This is a genomic window from Eubacterium maltosivorans (assembly GCF_002441855.2).
GTDB lineage: Bacteria > Bacillota > Clostridia > Eubacteriales > Eubacteriaceae > Eubacterium > Eubacterium maltosivorans.
This window is the reverse complement of the sequence record NZ_CP029487.1, coordinates 45,970-72,112: the sequence shown is the minus strand read 5'-3', so window position 1 is coordinate 72,112 and position 26,143 is coordinate 45,970. Positions and strand designations below refer to the sequence as shown.

Below are 26,143 nucleotides of genomic sequence, written 5' to 3'. Positions count from 1 at the left end.
TCGCTTAAAACAACGCAAAAACCATAATCCCCGCAATAATCAGCACATTGCCGATGATTTTTCTCCGGCTCAGCTTTTCCTTTAAAATGAGGGTTCCCAACACCGCCACATAGATATAGCCTGTGGCCTCAAGCACCGGCCCCAGCGACAGCGGAACCTCTTTATAGGCAAAGGTGGTCAGCAGGGTAGACGCCAGAAAAATGGTATAAGCGGTAATAACCATAGGGTTCAGGTACTCCCGAATAAGGCTCGCGTACTTAACCTCCGCACTCTTTTTCAAAATAATCTGGGAAACAGACGATATAAACACAGAGACCAGAAACAAAATGGTATAAAAAAGCATATTATTCATCGTCACTCACCACCAGATAAATGCCAGCAATGATGATAACAGACCCGACGACCATGGAAATCCGAAGGGTCTCACCAAAAAAGAGCATGCCCCAGACAATGCCCCAGATGATCACCACCGCTTTGTTCGCAAAGGCCACCGTCAGCGGCATCCGCTTAAGCACCTGCTGCCACAGCAGCGCGTAAACTGCCAGTATCACCAGCACCAGACCATAATAAATAAAAAAATGAAGGGACAGAAACGTCTGAGCCGCAGCTGCCTTCGAGCAGACGGATGAGAAAGAATAAACCAGTAAAAGGGCGTGGAGAAAAACAAAATCCTTAACGCGTATCTTTTCCATTTTTCCCATCCTCAATATTTAATGTGTTCCGCACCACATACTGCGGCGCGTTGTTCTGGCTGATGTAAATACGGCCGATGTACTCACCCACAAGCCCCAGCATGACCATGATCATGCCGCCCAGAAAGACTGTGGCCGCCATCAGCGACGCCCAGCCCGTGACCTCGCTCGGTTCAATAAATTGCAGAACAATTGTGTAAACGCCGTAGACAAACCCCACCATGGCGATCAAGAAGCCCAAAACCGTCGCGATCCGCAGAGGCTTGACCGAAAAGGCTGTGAAGCCGTCCAGCCAAAGTGAAAAAAGCTTGCCGATGGTATAGCCAGACTCCCCTGTCTCTCGCTCCTTATGGGGAATCTCCACAGCGCTCACCCGCTTGGTAACCCGCATGAGCAGCCCGTCGATATAAGGAAAGGGCTTGTCATACCGCAGCACCTCATCGATGACAAAACGTCTTGCACAAAAATAACTGGTAAAAACCAGGTGTCTGGGCTTTCCGATCAACGCGTCTGCCATCATATCATTGACTTTGGAGCCAAAGTTTCTGAAAGCACTGTGCTTTTTTTCCGGATATTTGGCGTAAACCACATCATCGCCCTCGTGCACCCGGTCCACCAGCTTATAGAATTCCTTAGGGTCTGTCTGCCCGTCGTCGTCCAGATTAATGACCAGGTCGCCGGTCACATAGTGGTAGCCCGCCATAATGGCGGATGCCTGCCCAAAATTCCGGGCCAGGTTCACGACCCGCACTCTTGGGTTTGTGTCTGCCAGGCGCATTAATACCTCATAGGTATTGTCCGGCGAGCAGTCATTGACCAGAATGACCTCATAATCATAGCCTGGCCGTTGCCTGACGGTCTCATCAATATCCCGCACCACTGCTTCGATGGTATCCTCTGAGCGGTAGCAGGGAATCACAAAGGATATTTTTTCGCTAATCGACATTCACACCCACCCTTTCCTTTTCAAAAATATAAAAGCCATAGCGGCTCGAGCTGTCTGTAACCGGGTGATCATCCAGCTTTTCCGGTAAGGAGGTGAACACAATCCGATCCTTTTCCGCCGCTTTCATGGCCTCGTAGTCTGCCAGATCCTCCGGTCCAAAAATAAAACGGATTTCGACCGGGGAGGGCTCGTGGATAATGGAAAAATCCGGCGCCTTCCCACAGGCAATATCAATGACCATGCCCACAAAGTCATAGCCAGTGGACAAGGGCACCAGATGTGAGCCGATACAGTCTCCTCCCATTCGGCCACCGATCTCAACAATGCGGATAACACCGTTTTTCTGGATAATGATTTCTGAATGAGACGCGCCAAATCTTATCTGGAGGGTATCCAGTGCTTTTTTGACAATGGTGATGATCTGGTTGCGCAGAGCAGGTGTGACCTCGGCTGGCTGCAAATGTCCCTTTTCGATAAAATTAGGCGCACCGGTAGTTCTTTTTTCCGTCAGCGCAAGAAAAACATGAATTCCCTCATAAGAGATACACTCCACACTGTACTCTCTTCCCTCCACAAACTCCTCAATCATGACCTTTTTTTCAAAGGAATCCTCAAGGGCTTTATGAATGGCGGCTTCCAGCCCATCCGGGCCCTCGATCTTTGTAACTCCCCGGCTTCCAGACCGGTCTGTAGGTTTTACGATCAGCGGGTACGTAAGCGCCACGTCCTGGGGGCGGGTGGCCGCATCTCCCTCCATAAAGCCGGGAATCGGATCATCCGCGGCCTGAAAGGCACAGCGCATAGCGTATTTATTGGTGCTGAGCTCAGCAGACGCCATGGAATTCCCCCGAAGCCCCAGGGCCTCAGCCACATAGCTGACGGTCAGGGACGCAAGATCTGAGCCAATGGAGCAGATTCCCGCAATCTCCTCGGCTTTGCAGATTTCCAGAATCTTTTCCTTATCAACAATGCTGACAGGGTGAAAGACATCGGCTGTTTTTTCACCGATATCTCCTGCCTCCCAGGCAAAAACATGGGTTTCATAGCCCTTCTCCTTTGCCCTCAGAATCAGCGGATTCTGAAACTCACTGGCGCCGATAATTGCAATTTTCTCCTTCATCGATCCATTCTCCTTCACGTTCACACCCGGTAAAAGTCTTCGATGGCACTGATCACCCGGTTCTGATCTTCCCTTGCCAGTCCATAGTACATAGGCAGCCGCACAAGCCGCTCGCTCTCGCTGGTCGTGTAACGGTCCTCGCCGCTGAAACGGCCAACCTTCAAGCCCTCGGGCGCGGTGTGCAGCGGAATATAATGAAAAATCGCCTGAATGCCGGCCTCCCTCATGTGGGCCATGAACGCGGTTCTCTCCTCAAGATCCCGGGCCTTGATATAAAACATGTGGGCGTTGTGTGTGCACTCCTCTGGAATAAAAGGCAGCTCAATCTGTTCTCTCTGGGCCAGGGGAAGAAGCGCGTCGCGGTAATAATTCCAGCTGGCCAGCCGGTCGTTGTTAATTTCATCCGCGTGCTCCAGCTGCGCCCACAGATAAGCTGCGTTCATATCGCTCGGAAGATAGGACGAGCCGTGGTTCACCCAGGTGTATTTGTCGATCTCACCCCGGAAAAAACGGCTTCGGTTGGTTCCCTTTTCCCGGATGATTTCAGCCTCTTCCTTGTATTTCAGATCATTGATCAAAATAGCGCCGCCCTCGCCCATGCTGTAGTTTTTTGTTTCATGAAAGCTGAAGCAGCCAAAATCACCGAGGGTGCCGAGAGCTTTCCCTTTATAAAAAGCCATCACTCCCTGGGCCGCGTCCTCCACCACACTAAGGCCGTATGCCGCGGCGATGCTGCTGATGGTATCCATCTCGCAGGAAACGCCGGCGTAGTGCACCGGGACAATGGCGCGGGTCTTTGAGGTAATCGCGGCTTCAATCTGTTTTTCATCAATATTCAGCGTATCCGGACGGATATCCACAAAAACAATGCGTGCCCCCCGCAGCACAAAGGCATCGGCGGTGGACACAAAGGTATAGGCAGGCATGATGATCTCGTCGCCCGGCTGTATCTGCAAAAGCAGAGCTGCCATCTCAAGGGCATGGGTACAGGAGGTTGTCAGCAGCACCTCCGGCGCACCGCAGCTTTTTTCCAGCCAGGCCTTGCATCTGGCCGTGAAGGCGCCGTCGCCGCTGATCTGCTTATTGTCGATCGCCTCCTTGATATATTTGAATTCGTCCCCCATAAAGGGAGGTTTATTAAATGTAATCATATTGTCGCCTCGTTTGTTTATTTCTCACGCTACCTATTATACGTCATATAAAAAGGCGGGTCAAATTCAACTCAAAAAAAGATCTGGAATTCAGATCTTTTTAATTATTTCCTTAAACGATGCCGTCTCCGCTTCGTCATAATTTTAATATAAGATTATTTTACGCCGGCTTTCTTTAGTTTATCCTGTGCTTTTCAAGAACACGGCCTTTTATTTAGGCTACTCTCAGCGCGTAAAATGTGCTAGAATAAAAATAAAAAGGAAAAAAGCTGTGTTTGAAATCTGCAACCTAAAATTCAAGAACATTCTGGACATCGAGGCCCTGACCATCGACCGTCCCATCACCTGTATTATCGGCTCCTCAGGCAGCGGAAAAACCACGCTGCTCAAACATTTAAACAAGCTGTATAGCCCCGACAGCGGGGCCATTATCTATAACGGCAGTGACCTCGCTGATATCCCGTCTGTATCCCTGCGCCGTGAGGTTGTTATGCTCGGGCAGAACCCGGTAATCTACAGCGGCAGCCTCGAAGAAAATTTACAGATCGGCCTCCGCTTTTCTGAGAAGCTGCCCGCGTCAAGGGACCGCCTGCTCAACGCTCTCGAGCAGGTGAAACTGGACAAGCCGCTGGATGATCCCTGTCTCAGCCTTTCAGGCGGTGAGAAGCAGCGGCTCTGCCTGGCCCGTGTCATGCTCATGGACGCGGAGGTCTATCTGCTGGACGAGCCCTCGGCAGCGCTGGATAAGGAAACGGAGCATTTCATCATCACTAATCTGGCAGATTTTGTGATCCGTGAAAAAAAGGAACTTATCATGGTCACCCACTCCGAGGAGGTCTCCGGCCTTTACCCGGAGGGGACGATCCGCATTGAGAACGGACGGACAGGAGGCTACGCCCATGAATAACAGTACGGTTATGGATCTTTCCATTCTTAACCTCGCCATCGCCTATATCTTTGTGCTTCTGCTGTTGGTCATCTTTAAGGCAAGGGGCATCAAACGTGAAAAAATGATCCTTATTGCCACCACCCGCATGACTCTCCAGCTCACAGTGATGGGCTATATTTTAATGTATGTTTTCGAAAACCCCAGCTGGTGGCTGACACTGCTGATGCTCTCCGTCATGGTTGGATTTGCCATTTTCAATGCCCTGAAGCGTGTAAAAACGCCCATGAGCAAAAAGCTCAGGCAGCTCATCGCAGTTTCCATGGCAGCCGGCTACAGCATCACCGCAGTCATTTTCATGCTGGGTGTGCTGCATGTTACGCCCTGGTTTAACCCTCAGTACATGATTCCCATCTCCGGCATGATCGTCGGCAACGCCATGACAGGTATTGCCCTCGGGGCCAACAAGCTGTGCAGCGCCATGCTTGAAAGGCACGACCAGATCGAAAGCGCCCTCATGCTGGGTGCCACCCCAAAGGCCGCAACCCGGGATATCGTCAACGACGCCTTTGACAGCGCCATTCTCCCCACCATGAACAACATGCTTACTATGGGCATTGTCTCCCTGCCAGGCATGATGACTGGCCAGATCCTCTCAGGGACCTTTCCTCTGACTGCCATCAAATACCAGATCGGCATCATGCTGGCTATTCTGGGCTGCACAGCCATCACGGTGGTTCTGTTTGTCACCCTGGGTTATAAAACCTTTTTCACAAAAGACGCCCAGCTCATCGACAGAAAGCAGTAGATTATCCCTTTTTCATCTGTAAGCCTGCCCGCCGCAGCCACCTTTGGCCGCGGCTTTTTACTTTAGAAAAATGAAAACTTTTGAAAACTCCTTGACATTTAAGCATTCTCTGATAAAATTATAAATGCTAATAGTTTTAAGTTAAAGTTATTTTAAATTTCAAATGAAAACAGAGAGGAATTATCCATGTCTATAAAAATTATTACCGATTCAACTTCCGATATTTCGCAGGAGGAGGCCAAAAAGCTGGATGTCTCCATCGTCCCGCTTAAGGTCATCGTAGGCGACAACCAATACGATGAAGGTGTGGATATCAGCATTGAGGAATTTTATCCGATCCTTGAGAGCTCAAAAACCCTGCCGACCACCTCACAGCCAACACCCACTCAGTTTCTCCCTTATTTTGAGGAGGCAAAAAAGGCCGGTGATGATGTCATTGTCCTGCTCCTGTCCAGCAAAATCAGTGGCACAGTCCAGAGCGCGACCTTGGCCAAAAATATGGCGGAGTATGACCGCATTCACATCATCGACACCTTAAACGCCAGCATGGGCCTGCGCCTGCTGGTCGAATACGCTGTCAACATGCGGGCTGAAGGTAAAACCGCTGATGAGATCGTCTCCGTCCTTGATGAGGCCCGCCACCGACTGGTACTGCTGGCCATGGTCGACACACTGGAATATTTGCATAAGGGCGGCCGTCTCGGCAAAGGCGCGGCCACCATGGGCTCCCTGCTGCGGATCAAACCCATCGTTACCCTGAACCAGGGCAGTCTTGAAATGCTGGCAAAGGCCCGTGGGTTGAAAAATGGTAATAAAATTCTCTCTGAGCAGATCGCCAAGGCTCAGGGGCTTGACCCCAATGTGCCGGTCTATCTCGGCTATACCCGGGACAAGGAGCAGGTCATGGATTTTAAAGCCCAGGCCATCCGCGACCACCATCTGGACAAAATCGAAATGCACCCGGTAGGCTGCGTCATCGGAACACACACCGGCCCCGGGGCGGTCATCCTTGTCTTTTTAAAAGCGAAATAAGCGTATAAACTAAAAATTCCCAGCCGAATCAAAGAACCCGGCTGGGAATTTTTTATTGTTTAACTGGCTAAAATCGGTCTTAAAAGCAATCCGAACTGCTCCTCAATTCGCGGACCCGGAAAGTTTAGCAGGGGCAATGAAAGCTGCATGCTGTTGATAAAAAGAGCCAGGTGTCTTGCAAAGGCCGCAGTGTCGGGCAAAACAAACTCACCCTTTCGAACCCCATACTCCAAAATTTCCCGCAGCATCTCGGAGATACCGTCAAACTGCCACTGAAAGATCACCCGGTCATCGGGGTTTTCCAGAAAGAACTCATAAGCAGCGTTGGATAAGGTGGTTCTCTCCTGCTCAAAGGCACATTTCTGCCGCTTCATATAGGAAAAAAGAATGTCTCTGGCAGACATTTCCTCCCAAATCGCTACCTCTACACGCTCCAGCTCCTCTTTAGCGTCACGCTGGAACAGAGCCAGAAAAATCTCCCGGGTCGATCCGTAATAGCGGTACAGTCCACCGCGGCTGATGTCGCAGGCTTCCACAATGTCCTTCATGGTAACGGCGGCAAAACCCTTCTGGATAAAAACATCCCGCGCCTTGTCTAAAATATAATTCCGCTTCATATCAGCCTTCAGTGTACTCATAAAACCTCCAAAACGACATACGTGTCGCTTTTAATTATAAGTTTTACTCCCGCGTTCGTCAAGGAAAGTAAGGGTAGTTTTTTGTCAGGCTTCAGCAAAAGTTTTTACTTCCTTAAGTTAAGCAAATCCCTTTTTGGCTTAGGTAATGGGCCGCTCGACCAAAACGCCTTTTCTGCGGCAGTAATCCACTGTCACATCGTATTGTATACGAATAACCGCATACAGGCTTTTCACCAGGATTTCCTCGTCCTCCTCAAGATAAGCGTTCAGGGCCTTTTCATAATTTTCCATAATAGCGCTGACACGGTCGCTGTAATCATAATCAGCGGTTTGCCTGTAATAACTGCCTTTAATCAGGATGTTCTCAAGCTGCGTATAAATATGACGAAGAGTCGGTGATTCTATCTGCAGAATCATCTCATTAAACAGGGGGATCGGCGAATGGTAGGTCACTGTCTTCAGCCGGCTCTTCTGCTGGCAGAGCCCTTCATTTTTGCGTTTTCCCTTTAACGCCTCACGGACAAAGGTCTTGTGGGTAAGCAGCAAAGCGGCACGGGCGTCCAGCAGATTTTTCAGGTCGTTCCGCATCTGCCGCACTGGTATTTTTTCCTTGTCTATTCGGATGGCCTCACGTTTAGTGACCACTGCCTTTTTCCCCTGGGACCGTTCGACCACGCCTGTCTCCTCCAGACTGGAAAGGGCGCTTCTGGCAGTTTTGACTGAAACCTGAAATTCCTCCCGGATCGCATTAAGGGAGGGGATAGAGTCCCCAATCTGGTATTCGCCGATTTCAATACGTTTCAGAATAACATTAATAATGGAGTCCGTCAGGTTGTGACGTTCACTGCTGATAAACCAGTAAAAAGGAACCTGTTCCTCTGTCCCCAGCCTGTCGTTATACATTTCGGAATACGTCACAAACTCGGTATCTCCAAACACTGCGCCCAGTCCCTGCTGCAGCTTGTCCAGATCGCCCTCCTCTATTCCCCGAAAAAAGACTTGCAGATAAGGCAGTGACCATTCTTTAAAATCCATCATCATTTTTTCTTCAAAAATGATGGAAAACAATCCGGTAAACTGAACCATCTGCTGGTAAAGCTCTTTGACAAGCGCGTTTTTCAATGTTTCCAGAAGCTCTGTCCAGAAGCGGCTGAAGCAGACAACGATATTTCTTCCACAGGCCTCCTGGTAATCAATGTAAAGCCGTTTGAAACGGGCAATATCTTTGGGGCCACAGTTTAGAGCCGCATAGATCATAATATCCGAAAAAAACAGCGATGTGGCCCGCATCACATCCACAATGGAGCCCACACGCTTAGACATAAAACTCCAATAAAACTGCGAATTTTCGTCATGCTGCATATCAAAAGTGACAACCGTTCCCTTTCCCTGAGAGGTGCTCACCATACTGTTTAGAGCCAGCATCTGAATCGCTGTTCGGACGGTAATCTCCGCGACATTGTATTCTTCTGCCAGCTTCTTTCTGGACGGCAGAACATCGCCTTTTTTTAATTTTCCTGTCATGATTCTAAGCAGCAGATTTTCATAAACATAGGTTGCCAAATTCTGGGTGGCTAATTCACTCATACTCTGTCCTCCGGTTCCAGATTGTACGCGTTTAGTAGCCTTGATTATACCATAATCGTTCTAAAAAACCTACAATATTAAAAATATTATTTATAAAGTGTCTTTCAGGCAATAAAAAAACTCCTCCAAAGCAGAACACACAGCTACGATACCCCCGTTTATTTGTGCTTTTCCTGTTTTGTTGGAGTTAAAAAACACAAGCCCTGCTTATGTTTTTGGCAAATAGTTTGTCAGCATATCTGCGGGCATGGGTTTTGCATAATAAAACCCCTGCACCCGGTCACACTGGTATTTTTTTAATAGATCTTCCTCTTCCCAGCGCTCAATCCCTTCTACATGTGTCTTAATTCCAAGGTTCTTAACCATCTGCAGCATAGAATTCAGCAGGCCCCGGGCGCGCTTATCCTCTATGCAGCCAGACAAAAATGATTTATCAAATTTAATCACATCGAAGCAGGATTCCCGGAGCAAGCTTATGGAGGTGTTTTCCTTACCGAAATCGTCCAAAGCCAGTGAAAATCCGGCTTTTTTCAACGTAATCAGAGCTTTCTGAAGTGTTTTATTTTCCGCAAGCTCAAAGGTTTCAGTCATCTCAATTTCAATGTATTCCGGCGGTACTCCATGAGCTTCGCAGATCTCAAGCAGTCTCTTAGCCAGGCCTGGCTCTCCGATATGGCGGCGTGAAATGTTCACTGCGATGGGCACCGGCTCAAGGGCCTGCTTTTTCCAGTCCCTAAGCACCCGGCAGGTTTGCTCCATCATGTAAAGATCCAGTTTTTTGATAAAACCGTTTTTCTCAAATAAAGGAATAAAATAATCCGGACAGCTGACCAACCCAGTCTCTGGACTGATCCAGCGAACCAGGGCTTCAGCACCGGACAGGCGTCCTGTTGCCAGTTCAAACTGCGGTTGAAGATATATTCTGAACTCATTGTTCTCAATACCAAACTGCATCCGTTTTTCAATCTTTCGGACTTCCTGAAGATTTTTCTGCATGGCGTTATCATAAATTGCGAAGCCATCCCCAACAGGCAATTCAGCGCTTTCCAGCGCATAGTTTGCCCGTATGAGCCACTCGTCTCCACTTTTTACGTCATCATTATACTCACAGAGTCCAAGGCTCACCACTAACGAATAGGGATAACCAATACAGCGCACAAACTCTGCTTCTATCTGCCGCCTCATGGCTTCCAGCCTCTCTTTTATAGTATTCACCGGCCCTAACAGCAGCAGGTAAAAACGGTCCTTAAAAAAGCGCGAAACGCTCTCTCCGCCACCCAAAACTTTTAACGACTGGTCGACAATGATTGACAAAAGACGGTTGCCATTTTTCATGCCCCAAATTTCATTGACCGATTTAAAATTCTGAATATCCATGGCGGCCAGGACCGCTTCTGTTCTTTTTTCTTTCAGTATTTCCCCAAGCCGCCGGATAAAAAGTTCCTGTTTTTGCTCCTGACCCGGCAGGCTGTCTGTTTTATATACTTGAGCAGTCATTTTTTTGCTCCTTCATAAAAACCAGTGTTGGCTGATATCAAGAGAGAGACAGCAAAAGTGCTGTCTCAAAGAAGAGTAAATGGAGGAAATTGGCGCGCTCCTCCACCCGTTGCAGAAGCCTGAGCCTCTGCGAAAGAAATGTAAATGTCTATTCAAACAGAGAGGGAGTCTCTTAAGAATAGCCAGGTTTGTACCTGGATCAAGGCCGTTGATTTTAAAAAGCCAACATCTTTTATCCTTATAATCCAAGCAGATATATTATACAAGATTTTCTTTTACAGTGCAATCTCAAAATAAAAAAATCATATCACCATTTACACTGTGATATGATTCTTTTAGATAAATACCATAACCATTAGTTTTGTTTTTGTTAGTATTTAGATACTTTCAATTACAATTGTGTTGTTTTTAAAAATATGTCTGATATTCAACCGAAGGCTTATTCCTTAACACAAAGACGAAAAAGGGTTCTGTCACCGGGAAAATAATACTTAAAATCAGAAATACTAAGGCCTGGTTAGATGTACCATAAAGACGGTATAAGCGGTAATGCGCCGCGAAAGCATAGATGGTATAGGCAACCCCGTAAAGATATCCTATTACTGGAATAAAGGCGATGGCCGGTACCAGAATAAAGCCGATGGGCAACAGGACATGTGCATTGGAAATTTTGGCGCTGCCAAAATAAACGCGGCGGTCTATCAGCATTCCCAGCAGATAAAGCTGCGCGATGGGTATCCAGGCTGTCCAGGCATGGTCCAGACCTCTGTTTTTTGCCATCCGGTAATAGGCGTATGCTAAAAGCAGGTATAGCACGATACCGATCAGGGCTGAGATAACGGCCACAACGCCGGCAGCCGCGCCGAAAAGGGCAGTCATAAAAGTATTTAAAGTATTACTGGTGCTGTAATAATCAATTGATTCCATTTGTTTAACCTCCTATGTAAGTCATATGTATAATATACCCTTATCATTTATTGAAAATCACTCCCGGCACCGTCCCCCTTCGTTCAAAGCAAAAAAAGAACAGCTTGCGCTGTTCTCGACTTTTAAATATCTTATTCGTATCTTTTATGCCTGTTCCTCTCCGTCCATATTTTGGATAAAGCGGACACCGTCCTCCAATTGGGCAATGGCAATGGTGACATACTCTTCAAAAGCCTTCCCATAACTGGTCAGTACCACATTTCTGCCTTTTTTCCTGAACAGAGGAACGCCGAGCTCTTTTTCCAGTCCCGCAATTGCATAGCTCAAGCTTGGCTGACTAATGTTAAGCTCTTTGGCAGCCTTCGCATAATGTTCCAATCCAGCCAGAGTTTTAAAGTAATATAGATGATTAAGATTCATTTTTTCCGGCCTTTCAATAATTTCTTGAATGTATTGATACAATTATACAAAATTCTAGAGATAATGTCAAAAAAAGATATGAAAATAGAAACTTTTCCGAATGTTTTTGCCTTTTTTTCAATAAAAATACCAGAGAATTTAGCTTTGCGCATCTTTCTCTGGCTTATTTTGTTAAAATCAGTCATCCATCGCAAACTTGTTTTCCAGTTTTTCCTTTACAGCCCCAAGGTCATCGTCCGCCTTTTCAATATCCATTTTGGCGACTTTATAATCCCTTTCCGAGAGCTTCTGGTTTTTATAGTCTGCTTCTATCTGGTTCTCATAATCATCAATTTTCTGATCCAAGGCGTCAATTTTCTGCATAATCCCGTTGAACTGCTGCGTTTTTTCATTCATATCATTTTCAATGGGCACTACCTCATCCACTCTCTGCGAGATTTCTGAGGTTTCGCGTTTAAATTCATTGATTGTGCTGTCGTTTGAGGCTTCCCCATCCATTTCCTGGGTTCTGCTGTCTGGGTCAGACGCGCTTTCGCCTGATGGCTTTGTCATGCTGCAGCCTGCCCCCAGAAATAACAGAGCGATCAAAAGCAGCACTAAAACAAAAGATTTTCGTTTCATTGCTTCTCTCCTTTTCATTAATACTGCTTCTGATATACCCTGTTTCTTTCTTATTTAAACTAATTGAACATCTTAAAAATGTTCAGCATCACTGTATAGCTTTCCCCTGAGAGGTCGTTGATCAATGCCGAAACCGACGGGCTTTCATACCTGGCCGGATCATAAAAGTTAGCGGCGAACTGAACAAGAATCTTTTCCTCCGCACTCAGCTCTCCGTTCAAAACTTTAGCAAAATCAATGGCTGAATCGTTCATACTGGGCTCAGTCCTAGCCATCAGCTCAGGCGTTGAGCTGAAAATATAAGCGCTGACTAAGTATGCCGGCGCCTGATACACTCTGCCATGACGGCGGGCCATATCCTTAAATCTTGCTTTGTGAAAATTGTTTAAAAAATAACCATCATTAAAATTCATCTCTGCCTCCAAAAGAAGTGTTTTTTTCATTATAGCACTGCCCGCTTCCCTTTAACAAGATACATTTTAGTTCATAAAGGGCACACAAATGTCCTGAAGTGTGTTATAATATACAGACTGTTAAATGTTTGCATGCGGATAGGAGGCATTACACCCATGGGGCAATTGTTAATTGCGTGCGAAACCCTGAAGGATGAAATCCACAAGGTAATGGATTTGCATCAGCTGGAAATACCGGTTCACTGGATGGGAAACTCACTTCATGCCGCACCGGACCGCCTGCGAGAAGCCCTGCAGGAAGTGCTCAACTCCATAACAGGCCTGGATCAGGTACTGTTGGGTTACGGAAACTGCGGAAACGGCCTTGTAGGTATTAAGTGCCCTGGCGCTGCCATGGTGATTCCCCGTTTTGGCGACTGTATTGATATGCTTCTGAACGATAACTCGGCTCTGGATGAGATACGAAGCAACACCTATTTCCTGACAAAGGGCTGGCTTCGGGGCGAGTGTCCTGTGACAAAGGACCTGAACTACCAGCTTAAACGCTATGGAAAAGAACAATCAAAAAAAATCACGCGGGTGCTTTTCAAAAACTACACCTACATGATGATGATCCGTACAGGCTCTTATGATATATCGGAGGTACAAGAAGAACTCGATGCGTTTTCAGCCCTTACAGAGCTTGAACTCATCGAGGGCGAGGGCAGCTTGACCATTCTGGAGCAGCTGCTGACAGGACATTGGACACAAAATTTCTGTGTTATTCCGCCCGGGCAGAAGACCACGCTGGAAGACTTCAGCGCTCTTCATTGATGAAAAAGCCCCTGGCGCCGGCAGCGGATGCCGGACCAGAGGCCTGCGAACCCTCAGGAGACGACTGGTATGTTTTACCGGTCGTCTCCTGTTTATTCTACTGTAATCACTTCTACCGGGCAGCTGTCTGCTGCTTCCTGGGCACTGTCTTCCAGATTTTCCGGAACTTCTTCCATAATGACCTCGGCTACGCCGGAATCACCCATTTCAAAAACCTCAGGGCAGACCTGTGTACATAATCCGCAGCCGATGCAGCCGCTTTCATCAATACTTACATTCATGACATTCAATCCTTTCTGAATCAATTCAACTGACAATTAATAATTACCCTTTTAAGGCCTTGTCAAACTGCTGTTTCAGAAAATTTCATGGTCTTCACAATCTGTGCTATTTAGTATAAGCTTTTTCGATTTCTCCCACGTACAGAGTATGATAGTCCTTATCGGCATACCACTTTTTATCAAGCTCCGGCCCAGCGGTAAAACCCTCTGGCCCCATATTTATGGCGTAAAGCTTTTTGCAGACCAGAGCAAGATTCCCCTCTTTAAAGTAAGGGGCAGCGTCTGGCACCAGTGTAAGGCCGCTCCTGGCGATTTTATCTTCATCCCGTCCAGAGACAGAGCCCAGATAGCCCAGCTCCTTTTTATAGCCTTCACCAAAAAAGGTCAGGGAAAAATGCTCTGATCCATCCACAAACTCCTTGGTAAAGCGGCTTTCACGGATAACAATAAAAGCTACATCCTTTCCCCACATTACTCCCAGACCGCCCCAGCCTGCGGTCATTGTATTGGCCTTTCCGTCCTTTTCGGCGGTGATCAGCATCCAATCCTTCGCAATACGCTTAAAGGGGTTAAGGGATAAATCCCCGGTTGTTATTTCTTTATAATCAGACATCATGTATCACTCCTTTATTAAAATTATTAATCATTATAAACCTTCTGGCTTAAAAAGTATACCCGTATCCCAAAATAAAAACAGCCGGATCAGCAAATGCTGTTCCAGCTGTTTTTGGCTTAATTTAAATTAAGCAACACTAACGTTTTTAGCCTGTAAGCCTCTTGGACCTTCTTCTGTATCAAAGGTAACTTCCTGACCTTCATTTAAAGTTTTGAAGCCATCGCCAACGATCGCAGAGAAATGTACGAATACATCGTCGCCTTCTTCTCTAGAGATAAATCCAAAACCTTTTTCGCTGTTAAACCATTTTACTGTACCTTTATTCATTTTACGGTACCTCCTAAATTAAAACTTCATTCTAGGAACATATAAATAAAAAAACACATATTTTTGTAAATCATTTCGAAAAGTAAAACCAAAATGACTTGCAAAAATATGTGAAATCAATTGATACTTCCTTGAATACGAGACTTATTATACTATCTTTTACACATTCTGTCAATCCCCCAAAGAAAAACTTTTTCTTTTAAGCCTTTTTAAATTAAAGCCGCTGCCTGAAAACGCAACAGGCAGCGACTTATGGCGTCAGGTATATTGCACCACTGAGCGGGTCTCTTCAATGGCAATTTCCAGCCAGGCCCGTGCCTCCGCCAGATCTGCCTTGACGCCTGGAAAGGAAAGATGCGCAAAGGCGTCCCCTCTGAGCAGAAACTGGTAACAGCCGTATTCTGCCGCCTGAAGCCATTTCAGGGCCAGCAGTACGTCCCTATCCACTCCTTCTCCCTTTAAGGCGCAGTGGCCCAGCCGGGCCGCGATGTTTGGATACTCAGGACAATCCTCATCAATCTGCCCGATGGCCTTCCGGTACCAGTACACAGCCTTTTCGAAACTCTGTCTCATATATTTGCCGTGGTAGTACATATCACCGATTTTATACATACCGCAGTGGTTACCCAGAGCAGCGGCACGCCCAAAATAGGTCCAGGCCTTCTGGTAATCCACATCCACCTCACGGCCGTAATAGTAGCAATAGCCCAAATTGTTAATGCCCCAGACATCGCCAGTTTCCGCAGCTCTTTCATACCATTGCCGCGCTTTGGTATAATCCTGTTTTATATTGACGCCCTCGTAGTACATGGCGCCGATCACGGCCATGGCGTGTCCGTTTCCCTGCTCTGCCAGTGTGTGGTACCAAGACCAGACACGGTCAAAGTTTTCCTCACTCAATTTTTGCTTATTGGTTTTGTAAAAATAATAATCCGCCGCCTGCTCCATGGCCTCCGCATCGCCAGCTTCGGCCAGGCATACCAGCAGCTCCAGGGCTTCCTGCTCCATTTAGTCCTCGCTTTCAATATAGCCAAGGGGCATATCCACCCCTGCCTTTTGTCCATCCATCACACAGATCTCACTGAGAATGCCGTCAGACGGCGCAGTCACAGCGATGCTCTGTTTTTCAATCTCTCCCTCTGCCACTAGCTCTCCCCGGGATACGGACGCACCCATTTCTTTCTGCCAATAGATTACAGCCTTCTTATATGTCATAAGCACTGGTTCTTTCTTACATTCACAGACATTTTCATCCTTAATAACCGGCGCTGCCCGGTGGTCGATTAAAATCGGAACCTTCATCTCCCTACCTCACAGCTGGAAAAAGGGGCAGGCCGTCCCTTTACAGTCCTCGTTTATATCGCTGAAGGTGCACACAATTTTCTTTGGCGCCTCAAGGGTAACATCCAGTGTTTCCTTTAGAAAGGGCACAGCGTGCTGCAACGCCAGAAAACAGTTGCGTTTACAACAGCGCGGACCGTCTATTTCCGCAATCTTCATCAGACTGCCGGCTGTAATCCGATTGGTCATGGCCCAGGTTTCCTCCGAATGAGGTGTTGTGCCGGTCAAAATACTCATAAAAATCCCCAGCCCCACAGCTGCACCGCAATCACCATACAGGCCGCAAAACCCCTTAAGAACATTGAGCGCCCGGCTCTTCGCTTCCTCCAGAGCCATCCTCAGAGCTTCCTCTTCACCCTGGAGCCGGTATACTGCTGTCAGCATAACCGCCGGCACCAGATAATGGTGGTAAGGGTAGTGCATGGGAAAATCCGGATGCTTCATAATCCGGACAGCCAGCTCAACCGGCACAATGGTGGTATCCTTTCTGAAAGCATTAATACATTCCTCCGTAATATAGGCATAGCCATCAAAATTTGTTTCCATTTTTTCACTCCTTATTATTAGACTAAATCCAATGTTATTTCTATTATAATAAGTCTCTCATGGCGCGTCAAGCGGACTTTTAATAAAGTCTTAATAACTGTTATGGTATACCAGTAAAATTTCATAAAATAAAATAAAATTTCGGATATCATGTTGATTATACTTCAATATGGGTATAGAGTATACATAAGAAAAACATTACAAGCAAAGGAGATGCTAACGATGAGTAATGAAAAAGAACGCAACGATGAAATTATGTTTGGTGCAGATGTAAAAGAGGATCCAGCAAGAAACGGTGAAAAAACCAAAGAACAGGAACGCGATGATGAGGTATTTTTCGGTGCTAAGGTGAATGAAAAGGAAGATAAGCCACTTTCCAGCGAGGAACAGGAACGCGCAGATGAAGTCCAATTTGGCGCAAAAGTGAAAAAATAAACAAAAAAGCCCGAAGCGAGCTGCTTCGGGCTTTTTTAGATACAGGCTTCCCTGCAGTCTCTTGCCAGACTGCAAAGAATATCAAAAGAGGGATTGAAGATCTTTTTTATGCTTCTTCCGGATCTGTGCCCAGCCCCATGGGGTTTAGCGCTTTCGCCCGGTTAAAATAAGCCTTTGTTTCCGCAACCACCACGCCGCTGAGAGCAATAATAGCTACCAAGTTCGGCAGCGCCATCAAAGCGTTAAAGATATCCGCGATGGTCCACACCGCTGAAACCGTCATAAACGGACCGATAAAAACAGCCAGAATATACAGCCAGCGATAGGTTGTCACCGCCGCGCTTCTTCCATTGGCCAGATATTCCAGACAGCGTTCGCCATAATAATTCCATCCCAGAATCGTTGTAAAGGCAAAGAACACCAGACAGATCATCAGCAGAAATGAACTGACCTGCGGCGCGAATGGCAGGCCGGTTTGAAAGGCGTGTGTTGTAACCGCCACGCCCTCAAGGCCAATATCCCAGGCCCCGGTGATGACAATGCTGAGTCCTGTCATGGTACAGATGATAATCGTATCGATAAAAGTCCCTGTCATGGAGACCAGCCCCTGACGGGCAGGCTCCCTGGTCTGGGCGGCTGCCGCCGCGATGGGGGCGCTCCCCAGGCCGGCTTCATTTGAGAATATCCCCCGGGCAATCCCCTTCTGCATAGCCACGATGATCGCACCGATGGCTCCGCCGGTTACCGCGCGCATGCCAAAGGCGCTCTGAATAATTTCGAGCAGCGCGGCCGGAATGGCTTTAAAGTTCATGATCAGAATCAAAAGACAGCACAAAAAATAGGCAATCGCCATAAAAGGTACAATAATTTCAGAAACCCGCGCAATACGTTTGATGCCGCCGATAACCACCATCCCTACACAAAGGGTTAAAATCAAACCGCTGATCACAACAGTCCATGAGTAGTCTGAACCAAAAAGGCTGACCGTCCAGGCATTGTTTGGATCAAAAAAGCCGTTGACCGCGGAGGCAATCCCATTGACCTGCGTAAAGGTACCGATGCCCAAAAGGCCGACTCCTGCTCCGAAGAAAGCGAAAATCTTGCCCAGCCAGCGCCATTTTACCCCCATCCCGCGTTCAATGTAATAAAAAGGGCCGCCCAGCACATGTCCGTCCTCCTCGATCACACGGTACTTGATGGCTAAAACGCCCTCGGCATATTTGGTGGCCATCCCAAAGAAGGCCGCGATCCACATCCAGAACAGCGCGCCGGGGCCGCCAGCAACAAGAGCTGTTGCCACACCGACGATATTGCCTGTGCCGATGGTGGCCGATAAAGCCGTGCACAAAGCGCCGAAGCTGGTGACCTCACCGGTCCCGTCTTCTTCATTTTTGACCATAAACTTAAGCGCTTTTGGTAAGTGACGAATCTGTAAAATATGCAGGCGGCAGGTCAGGTAAATACCGACTGCCAAAATCAAGACAATGAGCGGAATTCCCCAAACCTTATCATCCACCCATACCAGAAAATCAGTGAATTGTTGAAACATTTTTGTTCCTCCTTCTTGATGTCGTTGGAGTTGAACAAAAGCAAAATAACTGCTCTGTCCTTTTGCCTGAGAGATAGCCCTGAAAACAGGGGGTACACCTTCGGCGCTCTTTTAAAAGAGACTCTCCAGAGTTTTGTTGCATCTTAAGCCTTTCTTAAGACAACGTATAAAAGTGTAACACACCTTAAAGCAAAAGACAATAGTCTTTTTAAGAAAGACAAAAATAAAAGCAGCAGATCCGGCACACGATATGTACCAAAATCTGCTGTTCGCTATTTTTTAAATTTCACAACAATCTGAGGCCAAACCGGAACGGGTATAAGGACCACCCCAAGCTCCTCCTTTACCCTTGTGGTAAACTGAAAGGCCAGCACATCCGGATTGACACACCGGGCATTGGCAGCGTAGTGTGTAGTGCTCTCCGCAATATCCTTTATCTGTCTGTATTCGCTGTATTCCAGGTTTTCTTCTGTCGCATAGACATATTGCTGTCCTTTGACCCCAACGACCAGAAGCGGCTTTTTTTGCTCATCCATTTTCAATTTCCTCCTATTTCGGGAAATGGTAACGCCCTTCCGCGATCTTAAGCAGATCGCTTCCGAGATTTCCCTTTTTAATGGTATTAATATCCAAAATCACAATTCCCATCTCCCGCGCCCGGACATAAAGGCTGTGATTAATATCCAGACAGTTGTCCGCGGTAACAAGGACCGCCTGTGCCATATCACCGCCAAAACGCTCACATAAGGTTTTAATCTCATATAAATCGTAGGGCGAACGCTTGGTAATGCTGGTTTTACAGGAAATAAACAGGGCTCTGATGCCTTTCAGTAAAATGACATCAATCTCATTCTGTGGGTAATGCTCCTTATTCTCATAATCCCATCCAATGACAGCGCTCATGACCAGATCTTCAAATCCACCGGCTTCCGCAGCGCTCAGGTAGGTGCAGAGCTCCAGCCAAACGCCTTGATTGGTGAGAAGCCGCCGGATTTCCGTGTTTTCAAACCGAAAACTGATGCGCCACCTGTCAACGGCCAGATGATGAATCGCGCCCGCCTTCTGCAAAGCGTAAAACACATCCAGATTTTTAAACTGCCGCAGCAGCATATTGACCCGGCCATCCCGCTTCTCACTGACCTCCAGGCATTCGTAGGCCTGGTCCTCCTCAACCGCGTTGCGGCACACATACTGGAACCAGACACTGACGTGGGGCCATTCCTCCAGAAACCGCAGAAACACCTGGCAGATCCGGCCGATACAGGCCTCCTGAGCCGCATCGCCCAGATCTGGATAATAATGGTCGGTGCGTTCCAGACGTGCACCGTAAGCCAGCAGCAGATCGCTGATGTCAAGCTTCGGCAGTAACAGAGGCTCCCGCCGTTCCCCTTCACTGGTAATCCAGATCAGCTCCTGACTGTCCATATCCTTATACAACTGCGGAACACCGCGCAGAGCGCAGAAATGTCCTACCAGAGCCAGCAGCAGATCTGGGCCGCCTGAAATTTCAAAGACACAGTCTGCGTGCTCCCAGGTGATCTGTTCAAACATACGCACAACCCGGTTGCCATCCTTTAAATCGGTCTCGATAAAACACAGCTCTGCCTCAATGCCTTTTCGCCGCAGCAAACGCTCAATAAGGCTTTGTGCCCGGTCTGTAAGGCTGCCCTTCAGGCCAATGAACACCAAGGCTTCCGGCTTAAAGATCAGCGACGCCAGAATATTTTTGACCGGGTGGGCCGGGTCATAAAGCTCAATTAAGGTCTTCATAGGCCTTTTTATAAGCCGCCAGAGTGCGCTCGTCAAACAGAACAAACAAAATGCGCTCAAAGCTGCTGGCATGGGCGTTCCAAAAATCCCGGACAGTTTTCAGGGCAATGGCTGCCGCCTGATCCACCGGATAATGGTACACCCCGGTCGAAACTGACGGAAAGGCCACTGAGCGGGCTCCAGCTTCCAGAGCACGTGTCATGGAATTGTGATAACAGTCTTTCAAAAGCGCCGCCTCGTGCTGGCCACCGCCGTGCCACACCGGCCCTACTGTATGAATAACATATTTGCAGGGCAGTCGGTATGCTCTGGTTGTTTTCGCCCCGCCGGTGGGGCATCCCTTCAGCGTCCGGCACTCCTCTAAAAGCTCTGGTCCCGCCGCACGGTGGATGGCGCCGTCCACACCGCCGCCGCCCAGCAACGAGCTGTTGGCCGCGTTGACAATGGCGTCCACACCGTAATCCCTTGTAATATCGCCCAGTAATAGTTCAATGTTTCCCATCTTCTCCTCCTCTGCTTCCATTTACATAAATTTTCCCAGACATGCGGCTCTGCCCATCCTATTCCTGTTTGACCAGATCCTCCCAGTTAACCTCATAGGGCGAATCGTACGACGGATTGCGCACAAAGGAAAAGGAAGCCTCATCATAATAAAAATAATTGGTATCACAGATAATATCATCCCGGATCTTCTGCATTTTATCGGAATAATCCCGGGCGCTTTTCAGGCGTCCGTCCTTAAACTTGAGCAGATACACATCTTTGTAGGCATAATGCTTCTGAACACCTGTGGATTCATAAAAATCCTCCACCAGATCCCGGCCAATAAACATACCGCCGCTGTAGCCCGCCGGGATATTGACGCCACGGTAAACCTTAAAGAGGCTCAGAAAAAAATCCTGGCGGTTGGTCTCCGGAGCCACGCCCCTGATTTCCGGATAATCACCCAGGGTGGTCATGTACAGGTTTCTCAGACAAAGCCGGCCATCGCGCAAACCGTACTGCCCATAAAAGCCCCTGGCGCAGGCTGGACAGAAGGATATTGGAAAGGCGCCGTAATCCGAAGGATCAAATGCCAGCGTGTTCTCCAAAGCTGTAATATCATACGCTTCATTTTTAAAAATATACTGATCTGTAAATTGAACGGTCATTTTTTATTCCTTTCCGTAACGGAAATTTTCTCTTGCTTCCCCATCATTTTATAAAAAAAGGCAGACCTGAATAAAACCTCAGCCCTGCCCTCTATCATTTTTCATTATACCCCAACGCCTTTAAAAAATCAACGCAGATAAAGGTTTATACCTCAGAACTCTGCGGCCAGGCAGGCTGCTTCCTCACTCTCAGTCAGCTTTGGCAGCAGGTTAAAGCCCATGAGGACGCGCCGCTGTCAGGATTACTATAATATATAGAAGCTTAATTATTATTTACAGTATTTATTCACAATCTTTCGTTTCATCCCAAAATTCTCTGGTCTCCCGCCCAATGTCCTGCACACTTCTCACCTTTATATAATGGGATAAATGCGGCGGGAAGAGCCTGCGATAGCTGCTGCTTGAAAACCGGTTATCGATAAAGAGCACCATTCCCCGGTCATCCTCATCCCGGATGACGCGTCCAACAGCCTGGAGAACCTTATTCATGCCGGGAAACTGATAGGCATAGGCAAAGCCGCTGCCCTGCTTATCGTCATAATAATTCCGGATGATATTGCGCTCGTCGCCAATTTGAGGCAGGCCTACACCTACGATAACCGTTCCGATAAGACGGTCGCCCTTGAGGTCGATCCCTTCGGAATAGATACCGCCCATCACACAGAAGCCGATGAGGGTTTCAGGATTTTCGGCGTCAAAGGCTGCCAGAAAGGCTTCTCTTGCGGCTTCGTCCATATCCCGCTCCTGGACCATGGTCTTGATATCTGGAAATCGTTCCCCAAAAATCTCGCAGACTGCGTTAAGGTAAGCGTAGGATGGAAAGTAGACCATGTAATTGCCCTTTTTTCCTGCGGCAAAAGCGGCGATCATTTCAGCGATGGGGGCATAGCTCTCTTCTCTGTCCACATAGCGGGTGCTGATGGTATCTGCCAGCAGGATGCCAAGCTTCGACGGGTCAAAGGGGGATGGCAGCTCGTAGCGCGGGGTTTCCTCCTCGCCGCCCAGCACTGCGATAAAGTATTCCAGAGGGGTGAGAGTGGCTGAAAAGAGGACGGATGCCTTGCCGCAGGCCAGCCGTGCCCTCAGCAGCAGCGCTGGGTCCAGGCACACCTGCTTCACGATCACCTCGCTGCCGTAAATGTGAATAGTGGTAATATAGTGCTCATCGTAAAACTCGGCGATCTTTAAATAGGTCCGGGCCTGAAAATAGAGCTCCAGCACTGCCTCGGCCGATGGGTGGTCCGGGTGCTTTTTCTGCCACTCCTCGCAGGCAAAGCAGAAGAAGCCCAGAAGCTCATTAAAATCTCCAAGCTCCTCCCGGCTGATGCGGGACCGGCTGTCCGGGCAGCTTTTCCGCAGATCGATCATGGCCTGGTTTACTTTATTCAGAGGTTCCCTAAGACGTTTATCTGTTTTGGTCAGCTGCCTTTTAAGGTTCAGAAAATCGGATTTCCTAAGAGCAGCCGAATACATTTCCCTTGCCCTGTCTACCAGATTATGGGCCTCATCCACCAGAAAGACGTAGTCCCCCTTCTCGTCCATAAAAAAGCGCTTCAGGGCCACCACCGGGTCAAAGAGATAGTTGTAATCACAGATAATGGCGTCGCACCAGAGCGTAAGGTCCAGCGAAAACTCAAAGGGGCATAGATTATTTTCAAGCGCGATGGCCTCGATATTCTCTCTTGAAAAGACGGTTTCCTTCTGGAGCACCTCATAGAGCACATCGCTCACACGGTCAAAATAACCGTCGGCGTAGGGGCAATCATCTGGGTTACAGCTGCGTTCGCCCAGAAAGCAGATTTTATCTTTAGCTGTCAGGGTAACGGTTCGAAGCTCCAGGCCTTTTTCCTTCATAAGTGCAAAGGCGTCCACAGCAGCCTGGCGGGTGATGGTCTTGGCCGTCAGATAAAAAAGTTTTTCTGCCATACCGCTGCCCAGCGCTTTCACGGAGGGAAAAAGCGTGGACAAAGTTTTTCCAATGCCGGTGGGCGCCTGGCAGAAAAGCTTACCGCTTTTTTTGATGGTGTTAAAAACGGCCACCGCCATCTCCCGCTGGCCTCTGCGGTAGGTTTTATAAGGAAAATCCAAAGTGCGGATGGTATGATTCCGCTTTTCAACCCACTGACGCTGCATCTCCGCCCAGCGGATATAAGCGTTTAAGAGAGCAAGATAGAAATTTTCCAATTCGATAACGGAAAAGCTTTTACGGAACCGACGGATCTCTTTTGTATCCACCTGATAATAGGTGAGCTGAATATCGATGAAGTCAAGTCCCTGCTGGCTGCCGTAAATATAGCCATAGCACTTGGCCTGGGCCCAGTGCACTGGGCGGCTGTCTTCATCCATATCCTCCAGGCTTTGGGTGATGGTTTTGATCTCATCGACGACGGTAATGCCATCCTCCTCAAAAATTCCATCCGCCCGGCCCTGTATTTTAAAGGTGAAGCCCTTGATGTCTGTGGTCTCGGCCAGGGTAACCTCTGACCGGTAATGCTCTCCGGCTTCTTTTTGCAGCTTTCTGTGAATACGCGCCCCCTCTGCGGCCCGGTCAAAACCGCCAAAACGGCTGTCAATACTGCCGGAGCGCATAATAAATTCTACCAGCTCCCGCACCGAAAGCTCTACCACCTCATAGGCCATGCTCATCCCCCCATTCTCAGTAAAGCTATTGTAGCACAAACCCACGCCAATGTGAAATTGCCTCTGCTGCCCCGGCATGCTATAATGGGCATAACTTACAAAGTGAGGTATCAGACCATGTACGATTATATGAAAAGTAACCCTGAGGAGGGCGCCTACCGCGGCGCCTTTGACGAAAGCCGGCGCAAGCTGCGGGCCCTTGATCCTGTGGTGATCGCAAAAAATACCGGCTGCCCTTACGATGAAAAAACGGGGGATTTCACCCTTGACTGCTTTGGACAGCTTCTGAGCATCCCCTACCCCCACGGCGATGTGTTTTTTGCAGGCACTGCCGAAAAGCCTGACATCAGCTGGCGTCTCATCGCGCTCAACTATTTTTCCCACGCTGTGGATCTCCCCCTTTCAGGAAAGTGGATTTCTTATAAGGATCAGCCCAGAGGCGCGGTCTTTTATCCGAATATCCGGCAGAATGTCATTGAGCCCATGGGCGTTTTTTATGACAGCTGTAATCCGGATATACTGAAGGCGGCTCTGCCAGAGATCGGCTTTTCGATTGTCGAGAACAAAGCGGATCTCAGCGCACAGGGTTTCTTTGCGCCGCGTATTCCTGCCCGCATCCAGTTCTGGGCGGGTGATGAGGATTTCCCGGGGGCTTTCCAGCTTCTTTTTGACGCCACCATCAGCGAGCAGATGCATATTGAAGACAGCGTGGCCCTTTGCAGCCTGGTGGCTGATCTGATTCAGGAACAGTACCGGCTAAAGCTTAAAAAAACGGCTGGTGACAACCGGTAAAATTTGCCGGTCATAAAATGTCTGCTTTATTTTCATAATGGCGGGTATATTTATACTATAAAAATAAATTTCAATCAGGAGAATGCCATGATTTTTTTAATACCTGCCATTATTGTCTTTATCCTGTTTTATCGTCTGTATTATAAGCAGAAACGCCCCATTGCCGGCGGCATTCTGATGACGGTCTTTCTCGCCCTGTTTCTTCTTGGGCTTTTCGGCTATGCCTTAATATCCCCTCTCAATCCGATTATCTGGGTGATACTCGGAATTGTCGCGCTGGTATTTTTAATGATGCCTCTGCTGCTGCTTTTCTCTAGCATTGCGTTGATGATCAATGGACAGCGGATGGTATCGCGCGAGGGAACGCAGGTCAGTAATCTTTTAACCTTGTTTCTCGGACTCATTATTCTTGCCGCGCTGATACTGTTCTGCACGCTTCCCTTTTTTATGAATGTGAATCCTGTCATTCCGCTGATCTATTCCATGCTAGCGATTGTCGTTTTGTTTTTCGGCTTTCTGTTTATCAGCTTTGCCAATGCCTCTGCTCTTTACTATTTCAACAAGCCTTCCTACGACGAAGACTTTATTCTGATCCTGGGCTGCCGGGTAATTGACGGTAAGGTTACTCCACTTCTGGCCAAGCGCCTGGACCGGGCCATTGCTTTTTATGAAAAACAGATAGAAATGACTGGAAAGAAAGCAAAATTTGTTGTCTCTGGCGGTAAAGGAATGGATGAATCGGTTTCGGAGGCCTTGGTAATGAAAGACTACCTTTTATCCAAAGGCTATAATGAATCAGACATTTTAGTGGAGGATCATTCCCGAAACACCCGGGAAAACATGCTGTTTTCCAAGGCGATCATTGACAGGCTTATGCCGAATGCTCGGGGGGTATTTGTAACCAGCAGCTTTCATGTTCTCCGTGCCAGTCTTTATGCCCGCGACGCTGGACTTGATTTTACAGGCATTCCGGCAAAGACAGCGCTTTATTACTTTCCAAACGCTTTTCTCCGCGAATTTATCGGGGTGCTCTCAATGAACCGGCAGACCTATGCCATTGTCTTTGCTGCGCTGGTCCTCTGCACCATGGTTCCTCAGCTTGTCTTTTTAAACATAGGGCTTTTATAAATTAAAAAGGACAGAC

The 26,143-nt window shown here is 47.9% G+C and carries 31 protein-coding genes and 1 riboswitch; of the genes, 7 read left to right on the top strand and 24 right to left on the bottom strand.

Annotation, left to right across the window (positions count from 1 at the left end):
* Nucleotides 1-4: 4 nt before the first annotated feature.
* Genes CPZ25_RS00445 through rffA form a run of 5 tightly spaced genes read right to left on the bottom strand, consistent with a single transcriptional unit; the run spans nt 5 to nt 3,909 of the window.
* A complete protein-coding gene (locus CPZ25_RS00445; protein ID WP_058695134.1) occupies nt 5-352 on the bottom strand; it encodes an EamA family transporter in 348 nt (115 codons plus the stop codon).
* Entirely contained in the window at nt 345-692 is a 348-nt protein-coding gene (locus tag CPZ25_RS00440; RefSeq protein ID WP_058695135.1) for an EamA family transporter, read from the bottom strand. Before CPZ25_RS00440 ends, CPZ25_RS00445 begins: the two co-directional genes overlap by 8 nt.
* A complete protein-coding gene (locus CPZ25_RS00435) occupies nt 673-1,638 on the bottom strand; it encodes a glycosyltransferase family 2 protein (RefSeq protein WP_058695136.1) in 966 nt (321 codons plus the stop codon). Before CPZ25_RS00435 ends, CPZ25_RS00440 begins: the two co-directional genes overlap by 20 nt.
* On the bottom strand, nt 1,628-2,758 hold the full coding sequence (locus CPZ25_RS00430) for an ATP-grasp domain-containing protein (protein WP_074616241.1): 1,131 nt from the start codon (nt 2,756-2,758) through the stop codon (nt 1,628-1,630). Before CPZ25_RS00430 ends, CPZ25_RS00435 begins: the two co-directional genes overlap by 11 nt.
* A gap of 20 nt (nt 2,759-2,778) precedes the next feature.
* Nucleotides 2,779-3,909: a dTDP-4-amino-4,6-dideoxygalactose transaminase gene (rffA, locus tag CPZ25_RS00425; protein WP_096919321.1), complete on the bottom strand. Its 1,131-nt coding sequence runs from the start codon at nt 3,907-3,909 to the stop codon at nt 2,779-2,781.
* A gap of 271 nt (nt 3,910-4,180) precedes the next feature.
* Here rffA and CPZ25_RS00420 point away from each other — a divergent pair, with 271 nt between their 5' ends.
* The 3 genes from CPZ25_RS00420 (at nt 4,181) to CPZ25_RS00410 (ending at nt 6,635) form a co-directional block, all read left to right on the top strand.
* A complete protein-coding gene (locus tag CPZ25_RS00420; RefSeq protein WP_096919320.1) occupies nt 4,181-4,816 on the top strand; it encodes an ABC transporter ATP-binding protein in 636 nt (211 codons plus the stop codon).
* Nucleotides 4,809-5,603 carry an ABC transporter permease gene (locus CPZ25_RS00415; RefSeq protein ID WP_058695140.1) on the top strand — a complete coding sequence of 265 codons (795 nt, stop codon included), beginning with the start codon at nt 4,809-4,811 and terminating at the stop codon, nt 5,601-5,603. The genes CPZ25_RS00420 and CPZ25_RS00415 overlap by 8 nt, the downstream gene beginning before the upstream one ends.
* A 186-nt stretch (nt 5,604-5,789) precedes the next feature.
* Nucleotides 5,790-6,635, top strand: a complete 846-nt coding sequence (locus CPZ25_RS00410; protein ID WP_096919319.1) for a DegV family protein — start codon at nt 5,790-5,792, stop codon at nt 6,633-6,635.
* Nucleotides 6,636-6,694: 59 nt separating this feature from the next.
* Here CPZ25_RS00410 and CPZ25_RS00405 read toward each other — a convergent pair whose 3' ends face one another.
* The 7 genes from CPZ25_RS00405 to CPZ25_RS00375 all read right to left on the bottom strand — a co-directional run bounded on the left by CPZ25_RS00405 (nt 6,695) and on the right by CPZ25_RS00375 (nt 12,738).
* Nucleotides 6,695-7,273: a TetR/AcrR family transcriptional regulator gene (locus tag CPZ25_RS00405; RefSeq protein WP_013379704.1), complete on the bottom strand. Its 579-nt coding sequence runs from the start codon at nt 7,271-7,273 to the stop codon at nt 6,695-6,697.
* Nucleotides 7,274-7,411: 138 nt separating this feature from the next.
* On the bottom strand, nt 7,412-8,860 hold the full coding sequence (locus CPZ25_RS00400; RefSeq protein WP_096919318.1) for a GntR family transcriptional regulator: 1,449 nt from the start codon (nt 8,858-8,860) through the stop codon (nt 7,412-7,414).
* A 207-nt stretch (nt 8,861-9,067) separates the two neighbouring features.
* On the bottom strand, nt 9,068-10,357 hold the full coding sequence (locus CPZ25_RS00395) for a putative bifunctional diguanylate cyclase/phosphodiesterase (protein WP_096919317.1): 1,290 nt from the start codon (nt 10,355-10,357) through the stop codon (nt 9,068-9,070).
* Nucleotides 10,358-10,765: 408 nt separating this feature from the next.
* Nucleotides 10,766-11,284, bottom strand: a complete 519-nt coding sequence (locus CPZ25_RS00390) for a hypothetical protein (protein WP_096919316.1) — start codon at nt 11,282-11,284, stop codon at nt 10,766-10,768.
* Nucleotides 11,285-11,428: 144 nt separating this feature from the next.
* On the bottom strand, nt 11,429-11,704 hold the full coding sequence (locus CPZ25_RS00385; protein ID WP_058695146.1) for a LysR family transcriptional regulator: 276 nt from the start codon (nt 11,702-11,704) through the stop codon (nt 11,429-11,431).
* A gap of 177 nt (nt 11,705-11,881) precedes the next feature.
* Nucleotides 11,882-12,325 (bottom strand): hypothetical protein, encoded by a 444-nt coding sequence (locus tag CPZ25_RS00380; protein WP_058695148.1) that lies wholly within the window; start codon nt 12,323-12,325, stop codon nt 11,882-11,884.
* 59 nt (nt 12,326-12,384) lie between these two features.
* Nucleotides 12,385-12,738 carry a hypothetical protein gene (locus CPZ25_RS00375; protein WP_058695149.1) on the bottom strand — a complete coding sequence of 118 codons (354 nt, stop codon included), beginning with the start codon at nt 12,736-12,738 and terminating at the stop codon, nt 12,385-12,387.
* 156 nt (nt 12,739-12,894) lie between these two features.
* Between CPZ25_RS00375 and CPZ25_RS00370 the strand changes: the two genes are divergently transcribed.
* Nucleotides 12,895-13,551, top strand: a complete 657-nt coding sequence (locus tag CPZ25_RS00370; RefSeq protein ID WP_058695150.1) for a DUF1638 domain-containing protein — start codon at nt 12,895-12,897, stop codon at nt 13,549-13,551.
* 92 nt (nt 13,552-13,643) lie between these two features.
* Here CPZ25_RS00370 and CPZ25_RS00365 read toward each other — a convergent pair whose 3' ends face one another.
* The 6 genes from CPZ25_RS00365 to CPZ25_RS00340 all read right to left on the bottom strand — a co-directional run bounded on the left by CPZ25_RS00365 (nt 13,644) and on the right by CPZ25_RS00340 (nt 16,662).
* Complete coding sequence (locus CPZ25_RS00365; protein WP_058695151.1) at nt 13,644-13,832, bottom strand: ferredoxin; 189 nt, start codon at nt 13,830-13,832, stop codon at nt 13,644-13,646.
* 106 nt (nt 13,833-13,938) lie between these two features.
* On the bottom strand, nt 13,939-14,445 hold the full coding sequence (locus CPZ25_RS00360; RefSeq protein ID WP_096919720.1) for a flavin reductase: 507 nt from the start codon (nt 14,443-14,445) through the stop codon (nt 13,939-13,941).
* Between the two features lie 129 nt (nt 14,446-14,574).
* A complete protein-coding gene (locus tag CPZ25_RS00355) occupies nt 14,575-14,775 on the bottom strand; it encodes a cold-shock protein (RefSeq protein ID WP_058695152.1) in 201 nt (66 codons plus the stop codon).
* Nucleotides 14,776-15,033: 258 nt separating this feature from the next.
* Nucleotides 15,034-15,783: a tetratricopeptide repeat protein gene (locus CPZ25_RS00350; protein ID WP_096919314.1), complete on the bottom strand. Its 750-nt coding sequence runs from the start codon at nt 15,781-15,783 to the stop codon at nt 15,034-15,036.
* The gene (locus CPZ25_RS00345; protein ID WP_096919313.1) at nt 15,784-16,077 is read right to left on the bottom strand and encodes a lipoyl domain-containing protein; all 294 of its coding nucleotides are present in this window, start codon (nt 16,075-16,077) and stop codon (nt 15,784-15,786) included. It lies immediately after the preceding gene.
* Nucleotides 16,078-16,086: 9 nt separating this feature from the next.
* Complete coding sequence (locus tag CPZ25_RS00340; protein WP_074616250.1) at nt 16,087-16,662, bottom strand: DUF5714 domain-containing protein; 576 nt, start codon at nt 16,660-16,662, stop codon at nt 16,087-16,089.
* Nucleotides 16,663-16,884: 222 nt separating this feature from the next.
* Here CPZ25_RS00340 and CPZ25_RS00335 point away from each other — a divergent pair, with 222 nt between their 5' ends.
* Nucleotides 16,885-17,097 carry a hypothetical protein gene (locus CPZ25_RS00335; RefSeq protein ID WP_096919312.1) on the top strand — a complete coding sequence of 71 codons (213 nt, stop codon included), beginning with the start codon at nt 16,885-16,887 and terminating at the stop codon, nt 17,095-17,097.
* Nucleotides 17,098-17,203: 106 nt separating this feature from the next.
* On the opposite strand, the gene CPZ25_RS00330 is transcribed toward CPZ25_RS00335, so the two are convergent.
* The 6 genes from CPZ25_RS00330 to CPZ25_RS00305 all read right to left on the bottom strand — a co-directional run bounded on the left by CPZ25_RS00330 (nt 17,204) and on the right by CPZ25_RS00305 (nt 24,207).
* Complete coding sequence (locus tag CPZ25_RS00330) at nt 17,204-18,646, bottom strand: alanine/glycine:cation symporter family protein (RefSeq protein ID WP_096919311.1); 1,443 nt, start codon at nt 18,644-18,646, stop codon at nt 17,204-17,206.
* 44 nt (nt 18,647-18,690) lie between these two features.
* A riboswitch (glycine riboswitch) is annotated at nt 18,691-18,785 on the bottom strand.
* Between the two features lie 133 nt (nt 18,786-18,918).
* The gene (locus CPZ25_RS00325) at nt 18,919-19,182 is read right to left on the bottom strand and encodes a hypothetical protein (RefSeq protein WP_096919310.1); all 264 of its coding nucleotides are present in this window, start codon (nt 19,180-19,182) and stop codon (nt 18,919-18,921) included.
* A 13-nt stretch (nt 19,183-19,195) separates the two neighbouring features.
* Nucleotides 19,196-20,416, bottom strand: a complete 1,221-nt coding sequence (locus CPZ25_RS00320) for a Card1-like endonuclease domain-containing protein (protein ID WP_167495129.1) — start codon at nt 20,414-20,416, stop codon at nt 19,196-19,198.
* Nucleotides 20,400-20,918: an O-acetyl-ADP-ribose deacetylase gene (locus tag CPZ25_RS00315; protein WP_096919719.1), complete on the bottom strand. Its 519-nt coding sequence runs from the start codon at nt 20,916-20,918 to the stop codon at nt 20,400-20,402. The genes CPZ25_RS00320 and CPZ25_RS00315 overlap by 17 nt, the downstream gene beginning before the upstream one ends.
* 58 nt (nt 20,919-20,976) lie before the next feature.
* On the bottom strand, nt 20,977-21,567 hold the full coding sequence (locus CPZ25_RS00310; protein WP_096919308.1) for a hypothetical protein: 591 nt from the start codon (nt 21,565-21,567) through the stop codon (nt 20,977-20,979).
* Between the two features lie 282 nt (nt 21,568-21,849).
* Complete coding sequence (locus CPZ25_RS00305; protein WP_096919307.1) at nt 21,850-24,207, bottom strand: ATP-dependent DNA helicase; 2,358 nt, start codon at nt 24,205-24,207, stop codon at nt 21,850-21,852.
* Nucleotides 24,208-24,324: 117 nt separating this feature from the next.
* Between CPZ25_RS00305 and CPZ25_RS00300 the strand changes: the two genes are divergently transcribed.
* Both CPZ25_RS00300 and CPZ25_RS00295 read left to right on the top strand, forming a co-directional pair.
* Complete coding sequence (locus CPZ25_RS00300) at nt 24,325-24,999, top strand: DUF3786 domain-containing protein (RefSeq protein WP_167495128.1); 675 nt, start codon at nt 24,325-24,327, stop codon at nt 24,997-24,999.
* Nucleotides 25,000-25,086: 87 nt separating this feature from the next.
* Nucleotides 25,087-26,127 carry a YdcF family protein gene (locus tag CPZ25_RS00295; RefSeq protein ID WP_096919306.1) on the top strand — a complete coding sequence of 347 codons (1,041 nt, stop codon included), beginning with the start codon at nt 25,087-25,089 and terminating at the stop codon, nt 26,125-26,127.
* The last annotated feature ends 16 nt before the right edge of the window (nt 26,128-26,143 follow it).